This is a genomic window from Vibrio sp. 10N.261.55.F4 (assembly GCF_041470465.1).
GTDB classification, from domain to species: domain Bacteria; phylum Pseudomonadota; class Gammaproteobacteria; order Enterobacterales; family Vibrionaceae; genus Vibrio; species Vibrio crassostreae_C.
The window spans coordinates 1-15947 of the sequence record NZ_JBFRMM010000014.1 but is presented as its reverse complement, the minus strand read 5'-3'; the positions used below and the strand labels follow the sequence as shown (position 1 = coordinate 15947).

Genomic DNA, 15947 nt, shown 5'->3' with positions numbered 1-15947 from the left:
GAAAATGACTAAAACTTAATAGTATTAACAGATATTAAGCTCAATAAAAGGACTTAGTTTGATGAATTCTACTTTAGCGTCAGACGCAGCTACAAATCTAAACTCACAACAAGTGAGCAAGCTTGTCGATGAAAGCGTTCTGGAGCAAATGATTCGCGATACAAGTGCGGACATTATCCCTATCTTGATCGACCATTATGTCGAAGAATCACAAACACGCTTGGTCGCTATAAAAGAGGCAGTCACGCAGAAAGACGCTCAAACACTTGAGTTCGAGGTCCACACTCTCGGCAGCACAGCGCTTTCGTTAGGTAATCGCCCTTTGGGTGAATTAGCTCGAGCTTTAGAAAAGCTATGTTTAGAACAGAGTCATGATGCGGCATTTCGACAAGTTGATGAATTACTAGAGCTCGCAGAGCGTTCAATAAAAGCCTTGCTTGAAAGGAAAGAGGCAGGCTTCAGCTAGCTTTGCATGTTCATTATCGGTATCAGATTAAAAACTCAAAACAGTCGTTATTAATATAGTCGCCATAAGATGGGCTCCATCATGAACAGCAATGCGAGAAGTTATACAGGCCGCTTCTTAAAAGATTGCATGTGGTAGATAACAAATACACAAGACTCGTATTGATGGTTGCATATCACTATGTTATTGATTGGTTAGGATAAAGTTTCAAAAGGAATACACAATGCGCCCTAAGGTATTGTTAGTTGAAGACTCCACCTCACTCGCCGTACTCTACAAGCAGTACGTAAAAGACGAGCCCTATGATATTTTCCACGTCGAAACCGGCGCGGAAGCTAAGACCTTCATTGAAAGGCACTCTCCACAGCTTGTGATTCTCGACCTTAAGCTTCCTGACATGCCAGGCGAAGAAGTCTTAGATTGGATTACTGCTAACGAAATACCGGCCGCTGTCATCATCGTGACAGCGCATGGTTCAGTAAACATCGCGGTAGACCTTATCCAACGCGGTGCAGAAGACTTCTTAGAGAAACCCATTCAAGCCGATCGACTCAAGACCTCTGTTAGCTTGCATCTAAAAAGAGCGAAACTCGAAAACCTCGTCGATAACATGCAAAGCAAATTCGATCGTGATCGTTTTCATAATTTCATTGGCTCTTGCCTACCCATGCAGGCGGTTTACAAGATCATTGATTCGGTAGCACCAACCACTGCCAGCGTGTTTATTAACGGCGAAAGTGGTACAGGTAAAGAAGTGTGTGCGGAAGCGATTCACCAAGAGAGTCAGCGTAATGGTAAACCCTTCGTGGCCATTAACTGCGGCGCTATCCCTCGAGACCTAATGGAGAGTGAAATCTTCGGTCACGTTAAAGGTGCGTTTACCGGTGCGACAACCGACCGGAAAGGTGCAGCAATGCAAGCGCATGGCGGTACCCTATTTCTCGATGAGCTTTGTGAAATGGAACTGGAGATGCAGAAGAAGCTCCTCAGATTTTTGCAAACTGGTACGTTTACTCCACTCGGTGGCAACCGCGAGATTAAAGTGGATGTCAGAATTATCTGTGCGACCAACCGCGATCCACTGGTTGAAGTAGAAGAAGGACGTTTTAGAGAAGACCTTTACTATCGTGTTCACGTTGTGCCTATCGAGATGCCACCGCTTCGCGAGCGAGGGAGTGACATTGTCACTCTTTGCAATCATTTCTTGAAGCTGTACGCGAAGCAAGACAAGAAGAAGTTCAAATCAATAGACAAAGAAACGCAGAATCTACTTAAACGTTATGCGTGGCCAGGCAATGTGCGTCAGTTGCAAAACATCATCCGTAACATCGTGGTGTTGAACAATGAAACGAGCGTGACTAAAGACATGTTACCGCCTCCGATTAATAAAGTAGATGCCGCTCCATCATCTAAATCAGTGACACCAGTTCGAGTAACTGCGCCTCAACCTGCAGTTGTTGAAGCACCAGAAGCTAAGTTGCCACCGATTACTCCGGAAGAGTTGGAACAATCGTCAGTTGCTCAAGCTCACAATGAGCCGATGACGCCTGCATTTACCACAAGCGAAGGTGCTATTCGTCCAATGTGGCAAATAGAACGTGAAGCCATTCAACATGCCATCAATCATTGCGATGGGAATGTGTTAAACGCTGCTGTGCTGCTAGAACTTAGCCCTTCTACTGTTTATCGTAAGAAACAGGCTTGGGAATCGGAAGATGAGTACAATCAAGCCTAACCAAGGTGTACTCGACATAAACCTTCATGAGATTTGGCTGTTGATCGACAGCCAAACTTTTGGAGGCATAGAAACGCATGTTTTAGAATTAGCACAAGGCCTGATATCGGAAAGCGCTCAGTATTCAGAGGCTGTTCGTATCGTTCTTTTGACTAAGTTTAATCCTGAAGCGATCATCGTTGAAAAGTTGAATGCGCTGAACATCCCTTTTAGTTACCTCTCCGATTTAGCCTCATGTTCTGTAGATTCAAATGGCAATAGCGCGACACAGCTGAAACGTGCAATTCAACATTATCAACCAAGGCTTATCCATGCTCATGGTTACAAAGCCAGTTTGGTCAGCAAGTTAATCAAGCTTCCGCCTCGTTTCAACAACACAAAGCAAATCACCACTTATCACGCAGGTGAAACCCCAAAAGGCAAAGTATGGCTTTATGATTGGCTCGACCGTTACAGCAGTTTTCTTTCTGATCAGTCGCTCGTGGTCAGTGAAAAGATTAAAGCGAAAGTGCCGAGTCAAACCCATCAATTGAATAACTTTGTTAAAATGCCAACCGGGTTAACAAGCTCCCCTTCATCAAGCCCATTCCATGTTGGTTTTGTGGGGCGATTGAGCCATGAAAAAGCGCCTGATCGATTTGTTGCATTAGCCAAACAGTTTCCTGATGTTCGGTTTGAGCTTTTTGGTGACGGGCCAGAAATGGACATCTTAGTTAAATCGCAGCCTGATAATGTGACCTTTCATGGGCATCAGACCAATATGGACGACGTCTGGAGCCAAATCGATCTGTTAATCATCCCTTCTCGCTTTGAAGGCTTACCTATGGCGGCATTAGAAGCCATGATTCGTGGCATTCCCGTTCTCGCCACCTCAGTTGGTAACTTGCCTCAACTCATCGAGCATCAAGTTAACGGCTACCTTGCAAATTCAGAAGCTGAGCTAGAACAGTTTTTATCTTTGTGGATGTCATTGACGAACGAGCAACGTAACTCTCTCAAGAGTCACGCGATAGAAACCGTGAAAAACCAATACTCTCCACAAGCCGTTGTCCCGCAGTTGTTGGAAATCTATCAACTCGACCGTTAATTCTAGCCTTAGTCGATAACTGGTTATTTGGGCTTGATGATTTAAGTACTTTAGTCAGTTTTATACTGATTCTCAAAATGACAAAACTCACCTCAAGGCTACGCCCTCACTTAATAATCCAACATTAAATCAGTAAGTTAAACAAAATGCATAACTGGCACTCACTTTGCAATCTTTAACATCAGGCGTAACTACGTCTTAAAAAGATTACGAGCCGAGTCCTAAAGAGTTTATTTGCCAATAGAGGTCACAATGGTCAACCCTGAAGCCAATAGATTGCCAGTCATCATCACGATCAGCACCTTGTGTGTTGGGCTTGGTGTTGTTTGGTACTTTGTGCCTCACCCTGCTGTCATTGTGGCGCTCGCTCTTGTGCCATTGGCCGGGTTATTCGTGTTAAACAAAACATTCTGGTTAGTTTTACTGTTCGTTGTCTTTTCATTTTTCCGAATTCACGAAGCTATACCTCAGCTCTATTCGCTAAAAATACCGCTGATGCTTTCATTAGGCGCTCTGTCGGCTCTTCTATGGCATGCATTAATCAGTAAAGAACTTAAAATCTTCTGGCACCCTTGTTTAAATTGGCTCGCCATATTTTGGGTATTGGTTTTCATTGGTATTATCTTCGCGTCCAACAGGCCAATAGCACTAGCAGAATTCAAGGGCGTTTATTGGAAAATTATAGTGATGACGCTTGCGATTACTTGGCTAGTAAACACCACGGAAAATCTCGCAAAAACCGCGATGACGATTATCTACGCTGGCGCTTTAGTCAGCTCTATTGCCGTGTACAACTCAGTAAATGGTATTGGGCTTGTCGAGGGCTCACGCGTGACTATTGGCCGCGATTTTGGCTCTATGTTAGGTGACCCGAACGACCTAGCACTGGTACTGATGTTCCCACTCGCCTTTACAATAAGCCAAGCCACCACGACTGGCATCTCACGATCCAAACGTTTAATCAGTGCCTTAGTTTGTCTGTTACTGCTCGCCGCCATTATTGCCACTCAAAGCCGTGGCGGATTACTGGGTTGTATTGCGGTGATTGGTATTTTTGCGTGGAAGCTAGTGCGCTCTAAAGTTCTCTTAATCTCAGTGGGAACTGTCGCGGCCGTGATGCTCTATTTAGTTGCTGGTATCTCAGACAGGTCTTCTGGTGGTGCAGCTGAACAAGGTATCGATGAATCTGCAATGGGGCGAATCTATGCTTGGGAAGCGGCAGTAAAAATGGCAGTTGAAAATCCACTGACTGGCGTAGGGTTGAACAACTTCTTCTCGAACTACTTCTTTTATAGTTCGCACTGGGACGGACTGAATCACGCCGTTCACAGTACTTGGTTTGGTGTGTTAGCAGAGACTGGCTTTATTGGTCTGATCATTTTTGTCTGCCTTATCGTTTCTTTGATCAAAACCTCTCGCTCTACGCTAACGAGATTAAAAAACTCGACCACAGAAATCTCCCCCGAGCTTAATGCGGTCGCCTATGCGATCTATGCAGGTCTGATTGGCACAATAGTGTCGGGGACATTTTTGACTCAAGGCTTCAACTGGCCGATTTATATCCTCGCAGCACTCACAGTTTGCGCCTCAAACGTATCTCAAACTGCCTGTCAAAATGAGAAAACCTAAAAGCTATGTTTTAACTCATTGAAAATATTATATTTATTAAATGGCACAGTATATGAAAGTACTTCTATATAACAAAACAGAGGATTTTCATTATGACGTCAGTATCTATACATCAATTCAAACATTGGCTTAAGTTTCATCCTAATTCTCGAATTAGAAATGTGTTTTTCATTTTGAAAGACATCAGAAGCGCAGAGCTACCTACCCCTCAAGTACTTAATCGCTGCCTATATCAAGCGCACAAGCTAGTGGTGAATCTGGTTTCTGGCTTTACGCGATTCTTTTACTGGACTCCGGCTTTCAAAGGTCGTGTGGCTCAATGTGGCAAACGCCTGTATTTGTATGGTGGACTGCCTTTCGTCAGCGGTCCGGTGCAAATTACGATTGGCGACAACTGCCGTATCTCTGGCCACACGACATTCTCTGGTTGTACTCAACAACTTGAAGGCTTGGAACACCCACTATTGTCGATTGGCAATAACGTCGACATTGGTTGGCAGTCGACTATCGCTGTTGGAGGTAAAGTGGTTATCTCTGACAACGTACGAATCGCAGGCGGCGCTTTTCTATTTGGATACTCTGGACACCCGCTTGATGCAAAACGCCGAGCGCTAGGTGAAGGTGACGACCCTCAGCAAATCGGTGACATCATTCTTGAACCCGATGTTTGGTTAGGCACGAATGTGACGGTTAAAGGTGGCGTAACCATCGGCGAAGGTGCCGTAATAGCCGCAGGCAGCGTAGTAACAAAGAACATCCCGGCTTTTGCAATCGCAGGCGGTAACCCAGCTCGAGTTGTCGGTCACATTAAACCCGTTGAAGTGACAGAATCCGATATGTTCGATTCGTTAGAGACTCATGGAGGTGACCATGCGTGATTTAATCGTATTTGGTGAAGACTTTGGTGGCCTACCTTCATCGACTCAACATTTAGTTCGTCACCTTGCTAAGCAACACAAAGTCTTATGGGTCAACTCTATTGGCTTAAGACAACCGAAGCTGTCCGCTAAAGATGCCAGCCGAGCGTTCAACAAGTTGTTTGGTAAAACCAAAGCCGTTACTCAAAACATGCTCGACTCTGAGGGACACGACAACATTACTATCGTTAACTTAAAGACAATCCCTGCGCCTGCTTCTAAATTTTCTAGAAAGTTGGCTCAGCAAATGATGTTGCACCAACTAAAACCGATTATTGCGGAGCTTAATCTGAACGCGCCTATCCTATGGACTTCTCTTCCGACCGCTGTTGATTTGTGCGGACACTTAGGCGAGTCATCTGTGGTCTATTACTGCGGTGATGATTTTAGCGCGCTGGCTGGTGTTGATCATGACACCGTTGCACAGCACGAATCAGAGCTAATCGAAAAATCAACGCTTATATTCGCGGCTAGCAAAAAATTGATGGGTAAATTTCCAAAGCATAAAGCGCACTTGCTACCACATGGTGTCGACGTAGACCTATTTTCAACACCCGCACCAAGAGCAAAAGATTTACCAAGCAACCACCGCCCTATTGCTGGTTTTTATGGCAGCCTTTCTAAGTGGCTTGATTATGAAATGATTGATCATGTTGCGAATGCGATGCCGGAATGGGACTTTGTTTTCATAGGTCCAAACGAGCTTGATACGCTCATGCTGCCTAAGTTGAGTAACGTACATTACCTTGGCCCTCGTCCACACCACACGCTACCAAGCTATTCTCAACACTGGGATGTGAGCTTGTTGCCGTTTGTTGATAACGAGCAGATCCGAGCGTGTAGCCCACTCAAACTAATGGAATACCTTGCGGCGGGCACACCCATTATCACAACACCGTTCCCTGCTTTGGTTCCATATCAAGGGCACGTAACCACGGTTGGCAGTGCCAACCAAATGATTTGGGCGCTTGATCATGCACGCGAGCTAAGCAACTCACCTATCTCTGTCGTCGAACAAGAGAGCTGGCAGAACCGTGGTAACTTCGTACATTGGATGTTGGAGCTATTATGAATAATCTGAAATTGCGGTTATTAGTCATCATCAATGCGATGTGGCGCCAACGCTACGTTATCGTTCTGCCAATGCTTATTTTGCCCTTTGTAGGCTTTGGTGTGAGCAAGTTGGCTCCAACTAAATATGACGCGCATACCAGTATGTTGATTCAAGAAACGGCCAAGATGAATCCATTCTTGGAAGACATTGCCGTTTCGACGATGCTCAAAGATCGACTTAACGCATTGAGAACACTGCTTCACAGTCGACATGTGCTTTACTCGGTCGCTGATGAACTGCAATTAACCACGCCAGATATGCCTGAAATTGAGAAACAAGAGATCATTACTGACCTGTCTCAACGTCTAACGGTGACTCAGCTTGGAAAAGATTTTCTAAAGATAAGTCTAACGTCGAACACACCAAATGGAATGGAAGCGACGCTGCGCTCGGTAAGTGAACATTTCATTGAACAGTTACTCGCACCGGAACGTTCATCGATTGAAGATTCAAGTAACTTCTTGAAAATCCATATCGACAAACGTAGCGCAGAGCTTGCAGAAGCAGAAGAAGCGCTAGCTGCATACATGAATGAGAATGTTCATTCGACGCCTGAGGTACAGAGCCAAAGTTTGAATCGCTTAGCTTCACTCAAACAAACATTGGCAGAAAAAGAGGCCGAGTTATCGGGTGTCGAAAAAAGTTTAGGGTCAATCGACCAACAACTTTCAAGAACCAACCCTGTGATCGGTAAATTAGAAGACCAGATCATCGACATTCGTAGCGACCTTACCTTGTTACAAGCTAAATACACGGACAAGCACAGTGCTGTGCAAGCTAAAGTGCGTGAGCTAGACAGACTAGAGAATGAACGTAAGAGTTTGCTCGAGGTAACCCAGCCAACGATGAACAGCGACCAGCTTTGGGACATCGCAAGTAGTACGACACTGAACAAACTTTCTGATACCCAACCTCTTCTGGTCACTCAATTACACAGCCTACAGCTGGTTCGTGCTCGCTTTGAGTCTTTAACTGAAGAGACCAAAAGCCTTCGAACTATGATTTTCGAATTAGAACACAAGGCCAATAACTTCGGCGAAAATGCAAAAGAGATGTACCGCCTTAAACGTCAAGTTGAAATCAAACGTCAACTATATGATGAACTGACAGAGCGTTATGAAATGGCTCAACTAACGGGTTCGCTTGGTGTATTCGAGCAAAACAAACGTGTGAAGATTATCGATTTGCCTTTCACACCGAGTGTCAAATCTAACATGCCGACTTTTGTTTTTATTCTGGCTGGATTCGTTGCAGGTATCGGACTGGGTATTGGTTTAGCGGTATTGTTTGAACTGTTTGATTCTTCAATCAAACGCAAAGACGAAATCGAAGATATCTTGGGTGTCCCTGTGATAACGGTGATCCCTAAAATGAGCTAGTCAGCCTCAAAGCCATTTTTGACTTGCTAGATTCACAGCTTTCTAATTTCCTAGCTTCGTGCTTTCTAGCTTTCTAGCTTTCTAGCTTTCTAGCTTCGTGCATCCTAGAGCAAAACGCCAACACTCGCTTGGCGTTTTGTTTGTTTAAAGCCCCAAGTTCTAATGCTACTTTCGATTTACCCAAGCCCTATGATTCAAACTGCCATTCAATTGTATTTTGTTTTGATTCCCATTTTGAGAAATGAAAACTGCCCTAGAATTAAATAATCTAAACAACTGAAAAATAACGGTTATTTAATTGGCACAACTCCTGCAATCTCCTTGTGTAGTTAAACGTTTTAAAGAAGTTACTTCAAGAGAAACGTCAGAAAGGCGAAACAACAATTATAAAGGCAGGGTCCAAACTATGAATACGCATTTAACGAAGCATGGCAAAAAGATCATACACGTTGTTCAGCACCTTGCACCGGGTGGATTAGAAACCCTAACTCTGGATTTGCTCCGCCTTGCTAAACCAACAGACCAAGTGTTGATTGTCAGTTTAGAGGGTACTAAACAAGAGTCTATAAACAACTGGCCGAAGCTAGAGCCATACAAAAAGCAAATCGTCTTTTTGGATAAAGCACCAGGCGTACAATTCAATATCATTATTAAGCTAATTAAAGCCTTCAACGCGATTCGCCCTGATGTGGTTCATACCCATCATATTGGCCCACTGTTATACGCTGGTTATGCCGCTCGCGTAACCGGGGTTCCAACTCGAATCCATACCGAACATGACGCTTGGCATCTGAACAACAACAAACGTCGTCGATTACAAGCGCTTGCTTTAAAAGCTGCTCAACCAACGTTAGTTGCCGACGCGACACGTGTTTATAACCAACTACGCACTGCTTTTTCTTATGAGAACATCATTACCATCAAAAATGGCGTTGATTGTGAGAAGTTTAAGCCAATGTCGAAAGAACACGCGAGAGCAAAACTAAACCTGCCGACAGACAAACACATCATCGGTTGTGCAGGTCGACTAGAACATGTCAAAGGCCAAGACCAACTTATTAAAGCACTGACTCTTTTACCTGCAAACATGGTTGTCGCATTGGCTGGCGGCGGTACTAAACGCAATCAACTAGAGCAACTGACTAGCCGCTTGAATCTGAGTGACCGAGTCATCTTTCTTGGCTTAGTTGAAGACATGACCACGTTTTACGGAGCGTTGGATACGTTCTGCCTACCTTCACGCCACGAAGGGCTGCCGCTTTCTACACTAGAAGCTCAGGCGTGCAACATCCCTACCGTCGCAATGAATGTAGGAGCTGTCGATGAAACCTTATGTCCAGTCAGCAGCGCCCTCGTCAAAAGCGGCAGCATTGTGGGGTTAGCTAGTGCGCTATTAGAAAAGCAAAATGAACGCTTTTTGTCACCTCGTCGTTACGTACTCGAAAACTTCGACATCATCAAAATGGTTTCGTCTTACAACGATATATCAGAAGGAGCTTACGCATGATTGATTGGTTGCTTGCGGGACTTTGTTTGTTTTCAGGTGCGTTGATTGTCTATCATCACGCAGCCTACCCTTTGTTACTGCGTTGGTATGCGAAAAGCCACCCCGCACGCAAAGTTGAAGAGAGTCATCGTTGCTACAAAGAGGAACAGCAAGATTGCACGTTGCCGACCATCACCGTTCTTGTTCCTGCATTTAACGAAGAACAGTGGATCGCAGACAAGATTCGTAACCTTGCTTCACTCGATTACCCAAAAAAGAAATTGGAAGTCATTATCGCTTGCGATGGTTGCACTGATAACACAGTCGCCATTGCACAAATGACCATCCAAGAAGCGATGTGCAGTGATGTTTATTTTGAGATACATGACCATCAAGTAAACCGAGGTAAAGTCGCGGTTGTTAATGAAGAAGTGACACGTATAACCAGTGATATCACGGCGATGAGTGATGTTTCTGCCCTTATTTCATTGGATGCTTTGCTTATAGCTGCCGCTCATTTTGAAAGTGACAAGGTTGGAGTGGTAAACGCAACGTATCAACTTTGTCCAACAGGCAATGAAGGCGAAAACACGTATTGGCAGTACCAAACCGCGGTTAAAGAGTCTGAGGCTTCGTTAGGTTCTAGCTTGGGTTCTCATGGCGCTTTCTACTTGTTTAGAACACACCTGTTTGAACTGCTTCCACTCAACACTATTAATGATGATTTCATCTTACCGATGCAAATCGTTAAACAAGGTTACATCGCCGAATACGAAACCCAAATGGTTGCATTAGAGCTAGAAGAATCGAACCTAGAAACAGACTTCAAAAGAAGACTTCGTATTTCAGCGGGCAACATGCAACAAGCGATTCGATTATTTGCCTTGTTCAGCCCGAAGTTTAAAGGCATCGCGTTTGCGTTCTTTTCAGGAAAAGGACTTCGCCTACTCACTCCATATTTAATGATTGTGTGCTTAGTGTGCTCAATCTTACTTAGCAACTACTTGGTATTTGAAGCGCTGTTATGGGCTCAAGTTGCCGTTTATACCATTGGCGTCCTTGGCTGCATCTTACCAAAGCGTCTAGTAAACAAACCTATTTCATTAATCTCTTATTTGATAGTTGGACACTACGCCAACTTCATTGGTGGCATTCGTTACCTAATCGGACTAGAAAACTCACCTTGGACACGAGCAAATCATTAAGGACTTATTATGATGAACATCGAACAGCTATCTACCCAAAACCTATACCAATACAAAATCTCACGTGCTAAACGTACTTTCGATTTTGTAAGCTCACTGATTGCTTTGATTTTGCTAGCGCCCGTATTTCCGTTGATTGCGATGGCGATTGCACTCACTTCTCGTGGCCCTATTTTCTACCGTCAATTGCGCGTTGGTAAATCGACACCGGAGAAAATGGAAATCTTTGAGATCATGAAATTCCGTAGCATGTACGAGGATGCAGAAACTCGCTCTGGTGCAGTTTGGGCTACCGCAAATGACCCACGAATCACGCCTGTTGGCCGCTTTTTGAGAAAGACACGTCTTGATGAACTGCCACAACTGATCAATGTACTGAAAGGTGAAATGTCTCTAATTGGCCCGCGCCCTGAACGCCCTACTTTTTACACCAAACTAGAGAACGAAATTCCTTACTTTGCCGACCGTACATACGGTGTAATGCCTGGTATTACAGGGCTTGCACAAGTAAATCAAGGTTACGACACCTGTATTGATGATGTACGTCGTAAAGTAGGTTTTGACCACAGTTATGCACTAAGCCTATGTTCGGTTAAGTCTTGGATTGCCGCTGATCTCAGCATCATCTCTAAAACAATCATCGTAATGGTAGATGGTCGAGGTCGCTAAACCAGTATGGTCTAATGTGGATACAAAGCCTGTTTTTTATAAAGCCTTAGAGGGCGATTGGAAAGTCGCTAATGAAACACAGAGTGCCGAATTAGCCCACGTTAACTAGACTCGCTGCTCTCGGTTCTCAGTTGAATGGTGTAATAAGGTTTCTTCCCTATCAATTGACGTAAACATTGGCAATGAATGTATAACGCAGATATGGCTTGAGATAGGGATTAGAAATTGAGAACTGAGAGTTAAGAGCTCAGAGTTAATAATTAAGAGTTAAGACGAGAAAGCTTATATTCATAGAAAACCACAGCACTTTCGTCAGAGGCTTGCTCAACAAAACCTAGCTTTTTAAGTAAGTTGGCAGAGGCTATGTTTGAACGACCGACACCGCCAGTCAGTGTTGACCATGACTCCATTTTAGCGACTTCTGTGATGAAACCCTTCAGTAACTCACTCGCTAAACCCTTGCCCCAGAACTCTTCTGCAAGCAAGTAGCCAATATGAGCATCACTTTCGTCTTCTACATAAGCGAACAGAAAACCAATCAATTGATTATCGTTGGATTTCACTTGAAGTAAGCGGCTCCCCGACAACATTCGGTCGAGCCAAATTTCAGCCAGCTCACCTGACACAAGACCGTGAAAGTATGGTGGAAGGTTTTCAACGACTGACGGGATTAGAATGCCAGGTACTCGCTCAAGCAGAGCCGAACGTTCAGGAACAGTAAGTTCACCTGCGACTTCTTCTACTTTTAGTCTTTGAGTTTCAAACGAGATCGCCATGTGTCCTGCCTAATTCGATAAAAATGTGGATTATACACCTGAGTTCTCGTGTTGGCTTCGTTTCCAGGCTAAAGCAAACTAAAGAACAGCCACGCCTTCAACTTCAATCACTGAGTTAACATTTGCTCGCTCGATTATCTTGAGTAACGTCGTTTGAACTAATTCATTATCTCGGATTTCGGTTTCACAAGAAAAACGCTCTTCTTGAACACCATCGCCCTCACCCAGCATAAATTGAACCGCGACTTCCGTTGCGAGATCTTTGGTCGCTCCGTAGTACGCTAACGTGATTTTTGGGTATCCGTGGTCGCCTTTTTTTAACCTGCTTTGCGATACGTTTCTTGGCTTTATCTAAATTCATGCAACTTCCTTTTAAGTCTGAAATACAAGGTGACTAGAACACCTTTTTAAACGGTAAGCAATACAATCAGCGTTGGTTATAGAGATTCCCTAGCCTCTTGATACTAATCAAGATGGTACACTCTTAACGCTTTAAAGAGTGATAGCTAGAACACAGATAACCAGTTTAAGAAATATAATGACAGCGCGTAAGAATTACGCGCCAAGAAGCGGTAGATGTTTTCGTTGTTGATAAGTTAAGGCTAACTCTAAGCACTGCTTGATTGGTGCTTTGGGAAGTGGTTCAGTTAGGTTCAAGATGATTGCCCGATTACCTTGAAATGCCAATGTGTCATCGTGCAATTCTCTGAATGTGTCGATTAGCTTTGTTTGACAGTTAAAGAACAAGTAATAGTTATTTGGCGATTTTAATTTCCAATCGATTCGAATTGGACTGCCCGTCTTAACGCTGTAACTCGGCTCGCCCCATTTCAGAGACTCTTCGACGTCACCTAAATCCAAATCAGAACAAAGTTCAAAAATTAATGCATGCAACTCTTCAAGCCGAGCTCGAACATCATCGGGATACTCGTCGAAATGTGTTTTGATTGCTTTGTCCATTCAATCTCCGATTCACTTGTTGTGATATTAAAATGCAGCTCACTTAAAGCAAAGAGCCTTAAACATTAGTCCAACTTGAAATGAAAAATGCCAAGCCTCGTAAATCAATTTTGAGTTATCTGTTCGTTAGCGATTTTCAAGGCCAGCTTTAAACCGTCCGTATCCTTACAACCAATGTAAACATGCTTTCCATTGCTTAGGCTTAACTTCAGCGCTGAACCTATCGATGCATTATACAACCAACCATCGCTCAGCATTCGGATGCCAATACCTTGATACCACTTGCTTTGATAGAACGATGTCTCGGTAATGTCTGACACTTCTACATTCTTACGCAAAAAGCCAAACCCGAAATACCAGCTTAGTACATTGTCTTTAACCTCAATGGTCATGGAGAAAAAGAGCAAAGCAATTAAGCCGTTGATGGCGTGAGCGATTAATGTCCCGGGGTTATTATCAGAGGTAACGACAATGAAAGCACTTATCGCAACAAGGATGAGCAGCAATCCCTTGTTGAATTCCTTACTATAAAACACAGCGACAACTCCCATAGACAACGAACAATCCACTAACTAGCCAACAGTTATCTTACTGCAGCCTTTCTAAAAAATCGTAGCAAGTAATGCAGGCATACTCCCACAACCAAACCAAGTAGCATCGCCTTGATACTACCAACCCAAAGTATCAAGCCAGAATAACCTTGTCCCGGACCTAAGCCTTGTTTATTAATCACATCGACGAACATAAATCCGTTCCACAGCACATGCAGTGAGGCTGTAAATCCATGCACACAAATTGCGATGGTTCCAAGTAACTTGTACTTGCTAATGACTGGTGCGCCACAAAAAATGACAACAAGCGCAAAGGTAAAAATCAGAGGGCCAGACAATACTAAAGTGAGTGTGGTTACTTCAACGTGGCTCTCTATGCCATAACTGTATGTACAAAATACCATTGTCATTGAAAACAAAAGCGAAATGAGTGCGAACCATAGCGTTCTATTCATTGGGGTTCCCTGCCTTAATAGTGGGTTTAGGACAAATTCGATAATCGACAGGAAGAACTAATTACCAAAAATACGGCATGAGAAATGCCCTTGTTACTCTACTATTCGACGGACGACTCAGACTTTCATAAACCCAATGTAATGTGAGACTTAGAACACAAGCTAGATAACAAAAACACCACTCACCTTCGCGCCTGACTACATACCTTATTGAACTTCCTGTTGAACCCAAACAACATTTTCATTTGAAGTTGGAACCTCAAACCAAGACCAAAACAGATCTAACATTTCAGGCGTCATTTCATAAGACTTACCCTTGAGATCCGAGTTACGGCTGAATGCCCTCTCCTTACAAGTCTCAAATGGAACATCAAGATAGTGAACTTCGCTGTCCACGCCTAGGTTTGATGCCCAGCTTGTAAAAGAATCTCGGTTTGATTTACGCCAAAAACCAAAGTCAAAAATCACCGGAACACCCAAGGAAAAGAGCTGCATTGCAGAGTCTTTGAATAAACCTTGTAGCGTAGCCAGCCGGCGGTCAAAAACTTCACGCTCCATATGCTCGCCATACAAAGGAATCATCCACTCATCAATCGAGAAACGAAAGGCGCCATGCTTTTTTGCAAGCGCTTTCGAGTAAGTCGTCTTACCTGAGCCGATAAAGCCACATACGAAATAGATTTTAGTCATGATGTCCCTTTAGTCTGCTTGTTACGCATGATTCTTTCTTTTAGAAGTGTACCAATACTGCTCACTACAAACGTAAAAGCAAACGCCACCATTGGCCGATAGAAATCAAACACACCATCCGTCATAAAAAAGTACTGATGAATGGCAACACCAAAACCAACACCTAATGCCAGCTTCAGGTTCTTGAAAATTCCTTGTTTCATGTTCATTCCCTCGTAGAAAGCAGACTATGTATGGGTGTGAGTGACGTTATGACTAGAATTTAATCCATTGTGACATAGACGTTTAAACTGAAGTAAGCCGAAAATACCAAGCGTTGGACATCGCTTTTAAATTTCTTGCATGCTCGTTACAACACACATTGTCCTACTGATTTTTAGGTATTAATTTATTTTTTGATTATGCAGGCTTGGCAATTTATGATCTATGGATGCAATTCAGAGAAACCCAAAATGACATATAAGAACGTAATAAAAATCTCAGCTATAGGTACACGCGGTAAAGTTAAAGGCCTAGAGTTCGTCGCAAAACAGAACCTCGATGGTCAATATATACTAAATGGAAAAGTTCATACGCCCACCGATTCTAATAGGACCAACAAAGCTAAGAATAAGGTATATGCGTCTACACTGACTGAGGCCGCCAACCTGCTTTCAACCAACGAATACTTAATCAACTTAACCTGTATAGATCCGATCGGAGGGCGAGCTCTACGTGAGTACAACAAAGTAAAGGTTACTGAAGGCTAAAACAATATCGACAAGGATGTCTCCACTAGATCGGGTCAACTACAGAATCCGTCTTAAATGCTTGTATGGATAATAAGCA

17 protein-coding genes and 1 pseudogene are annotated in these 15947 nt (G+C 43.6%); 11 read left to right on the top strand and 7 right to left on the bottom strand.

Features of this window, described 5'->3' with window-relative positions; translation table 11 throughout:
- Nucleotides 1-61: 61 nt before the first annotated feature.
- The 10 genes from AB4249_RS07755 (at nucleotide 62) to AB4249_RS07710 (ending at nucleotide 11687) form a co-directional block, all read left to right on the top strand.
- Nucleotides 62-466, top strand: coding sequence for an Hpt domain-containing protein (locus AB4249_RS07755; RefSeq protein ID WP_017066737.1), 405 nt, complete (start codon nucleotides 62-64; stop codon nucleotides 464-466).
- A gap of 223 nt (nucleotides 467-689) precedes the next feature.
- Complete coding sequence (locus tag AB4249_RS07750; RefSeq protein ID WP_372102737.1) at nucleotides 690-2201, top strand: sigma-54-dependent transcriptional regulator; 1512 nt, start codon at nucleotides 690-692, stop codon at nucleotides 2199-2201.
- Nucleotides 2182-3288 carry a glycosyltransferase family 4 protein gene (locus AB4249_RS07745; RefSeq protein ID WP_372102735.1) on the top strand — a complete coding sequence of 369 codons (1107 nt, stop codon included), beginning with the start codon at nucleotides 2182-2184 and terminating at the stop codon, nucleotides 3286-3288. The genes AB4249_RS07750 and AB4249_RS07745 overlap by 20 nt, the downstream gene beginning before the upstream one ends.
- A gap of 252 nt (nucleotides 3289-3540) precedes the next feature.
- A complete protein-coding gene (locus AB4249_RS07740; RefSeq protein ID WP_102333320.1) occupies nucleotides 3541-4917 on the top strand; it encodes an O-antigen ligase family protein in 1377 nt (458 codons plus the stop codon).
- 92 nt (nucleotides 4918-5009) lie between these two features.
- Nucleotides 5010-5795 (top strand): DapH/DapD/GlmU-related protein, encoded by a 786-nt coding sequence (locus tag AB4249_RS07735; protein ID WP_017063898.1) that lies wholly within the window; start codon nucleotides 5010-5012, stop codon nucleotides 5793-5795.
- A complete protein-coding gene (locus AB4249_RS07730) occupies nucleotides 5788-6906 on the top strand; it encodes a glycosyltransferase (RefSeq protein ID WP_136978473.1) in 1119 nt (372 codons plus the stop codon). The genes AB4249_RS07735 and AB4249_RS07730 overlap by 8 nt, the downstream gene beginning before the upstream one ends.
- Entirely contained in the window at nucleotides 6903-8327 is a 1425-nt protein-coding gene (locus AB4249_RS07725; RefSeq protein ID WP_017063900.1) for a Wzz/FepE/Etk N-terminal domain-containing protein, read from the top strand. The genes AB4249_RS07730 and AB4249_RS07725 overlap by 4 nt, the downstream gene beginning before the upstream one ends.
- 406 nt (nucleotides 8328-8733) lie before the next feature.
- The gene (locus AB4249_RS07720) at nucleotides 8734-9834 is read left to right on the top strand and encodes a glycosyltransferase (protein WP_372102733.1); all 1101 of its coding nucleotides are present in this window, start codon (nucleotides 8734-8736) and stop codon (nucleotides 9832-9834) included.
- Nucleotides 9831-11018 carry a glycosyltransferase family 2 protein gene (locus tag AB4249_RS07715; RefSeq protein ID WP_017059581.1) on the top strand — a complete coding sequence of 396 codons (1188 nt, stop codon included), beginning with the start codon at nucleotides 9831-9833 and terminating at the stop codon, nucleotides 11016-11018. Before AB4249_RS07720 ends, AB4249_RS07715 begins: the two co-directional genes overlap by 4 nt.
- A 9-nt stretch (nucleotides 11019-11027) precedes the next feature.
- Nucleotides 11028-11687, top strand: coding sequence for a sugar transferase (locus AB4249_RS07710; protein ID WP_017063903.1), 660 nt, complete (start codon nucleotides 11028-11030; stop codon nucleotides 11685-11687).
- 260 nt (nucleotides 11688-11947) lie between these two features.
- Here AB4249_RS07710 and AB4249_RS07705 read toward each other — a convergent pair whose 3' ends face one another.
- The 7 genes and pseudogenes from AB4249_RS07705 to AB4249_RS07675 form a co-directional block, all read right to left on the bottom strand.
- Nucleotides 11948-12463 carry a GNAT family N-acetyltransferase gene (locus tag AB4249_RS07705; RefSeq protein ID WP_372102731.1) on the bottom strand — a complete coding sequence of 172 codons (516 nt, stop codon included), beginning with the start codon at nucleotides 12461-12463 and terminating at the stop codon, nucleotides 11948-11950.
- Between the two features lie 78 nt (nucleotides 12464-12541).
- A pseudogene (locus tag AB4249_RS07700) lies at nucleotides 12542-12824 on the bottom strand (hypothetical protein).
- A gap of 194 nt (nucleotides 12825-13018) precedes the next feature.
- On the bottom strand, nucleotides 13019-13423 hold the full coding sequence (locus AB4249_RS07695; protein ID WP_372102729.1) for a DUF1801 domain-containing protein: 405 nt from the start codon (nucleotides 13421-13423) through the stop codon (nucleotides 13019-13021).
- 104 nt (nucleotides 13424-13527) lie between these two features.
- The gene (locus AB4249_RS07690; RefSeq protein ID WP_372102818.1) at nucleotides 13528-13974 is read right to left on the bottom strand and encodes a hypothetical protein; all 447 of its coding nucleotides are present in this window, start codon (nucleotides 13972-13974) and stop codon (nucleotides 13528-13530) included.
- 32 nt (nucleotides 13975-14006) lie between these two features.
- Nucleotides 14007-14429: a hypothetical protein gene (locus AB4249_RS07685; protein ID WP_017068350.1), complete on the bottom strand. Its 423-nt coding sequence runs from the start codon at nucleotides 14427-14429 to the stop codon at nucleotides 14007-14009.
- A 207-nt stretch (nucleotides 14430-14636) separates the two neighbouring features.
- Nucleotides 14637-15119, bottom strand: coding sequence for an ATP-binding protein (locus tag AB4249_RS07680; RefSeq protein ID WP_102428876.1), 483 nt, complete (start codon nucleotides 15117-15119; stop codon nucleotides 14637-14639).
- The gene (locus AB4249_RS07675; RefSeq protein ID WP_372102727.1) at nucleotides 15116-15322 is read right to left on the bottom strand and encodes a hypothetical protein; all 207 of its coding nucleotides are present in this window, start codon (nucleotides 15320-15322) and stop codon (nucleotides 15116-15118) included. The genes AB4249_RS07680 and AB4249_RS07675 overlap by 4 nt, the downstream gene beginning before the upstream one ends.
- Before the next feature lie 249 nt (nucleotides 15323-15571).
- On the opposite strand from AB4249_RS07675, the gene AB4249_RS07670 reads away from it, so the two are divergent.
- A complete protein-coding gene (locus tag AB4249_RS07670) occupies nucleotides 15572-15868 on the top strand; it encodes a hypothetical protein (protein ID WP_133154771.1) in 297 nt (98 codons plus the stop codon).
- The last annotated feature ends 79 nt before the right edge of the window (nucleotides 15869-15947 follow it).

Excerpts from the sequence above, each read along its gene's own strand:
- AB4249_RS07755 (WP_017066737.1), top strand. The coding sequence starts at position 62 with ATGAATTCTACTTTAGCGTCAGACGCAGCTACAAATCTAAACTCACAA.
- AB4249_RS07750 (WP_372102737.1), top strand. The coding sequence starts at position 690 with ATGCGCCCTAAGGTATTGTTAGTTGAAGACTCCACCTCACTCGCCGTA.
- AB4249_RS07745 (WP_372102735.1), top strand. The coding sequence starts at position 2,182 with ATGAGTACAATCAAGCCTAACCAAGGTGTACTCGACATAAACCTTCAT.
- AB4249_RS07740 (WP_102333320.1), top strand. The coding sequence starts at position 3,541 with ATGGTCAACCCTGAAGCCAATAGATTGCCAGTCATCATCACGATCAGC.
- AB4249_RS07735 (WP_017063898.1), top strand. The coding sequence starts at position 5,010 with ATGACGTCAGTATCTATACATCAATTCAAACATTGGCTTAAGTTTCAT.
- AB4249_RS07730 (WP_136978473.1), top strand. The coding sequence starts at position 5,788 with ATGCGTGATTTAATCGTATTTGGTGAAGACTTTGGTGGCCTACCTTCA.
- AB4249_RS07725 (WP_017063900.1), top strand. The coding sequence starts at position 6,903 with ATGAATAATCTGAAATTGCGGTTATTAGTCATCATCAATGCGATGTGG.
- AB4249_RS07720 (WP_372102733.1), top strand. The coding sequence starts at position 8,734 with ATGAATACGCATTTAACGAAGCATGGCAAAAAGATCATACACGTTGTT.
- AB4249_RS07715 (WP_017059581.1), top strand. The coding sequence starts at position 9,831 with ATGATTGATTGGTTGCTTGCGGGACTTTGTTTGTTTTCAGGTGCGTTG.
- AB4249_RS07710 (WP_017063903.1), top strand. The coding sequence starts at position 11,028 with ATGATGAACATCGAACAGCTATCTACCCAAAACCTATACCAATACAAA.
- AB4249_RS07705 (WP_372102731.1), bottom strand. The coding sequence starts at position 12,463 with ATGGCGATCTCGTTTGAAACTCAAAGACTAAAAGTAGAAGAAGTCGCA.
- AB4249_RS07695 (WP_372102729.1), bottom strand. The coding sequence starts at position 13,423 with ATGGACAAAGCAATCAAAACACATTTCGACGAGTATCCCGATGATGTT.
- AB4249_RS07690 (WP_372102818.1), bottom strand. The coding sequence starts at position 13,974 with ATGGGAGTTGTCGCTGTGTTTTATAGTAAGGAATTCAACAAGGGATTG.
- AB4249_RS07685 (WP_017068350.1), bottom strand. The coding sequence starts at position 14,429 with ATGAATAGAACGCTATGGTTCGCACTCATTTCGCTTTTGTTTTCAATG.
- AB4249_RS07680 (WP_102428876.1), bottom strand. The coding sequence starts at position 15,119 with ATGACTAAAATCTATTTCGTATGTGGCTTTATCGGCTCAGGTAAGACG.
- AB4249_RS07675 (WP_372102727.1), bottom strand. The coding sequence starts at position 15,322 with ATGAAACAAGGAATTTTCAAGAACCTGAAGCTGGCATTAGGTGTTGGT.
- AB4249_RS07670 (WP_133154771.1), top strand. The coding sequence starts at position 15,572 with ATGACATATAAGAACGTAATAAAAATCTCAGCTATAGGTACACGCGGT.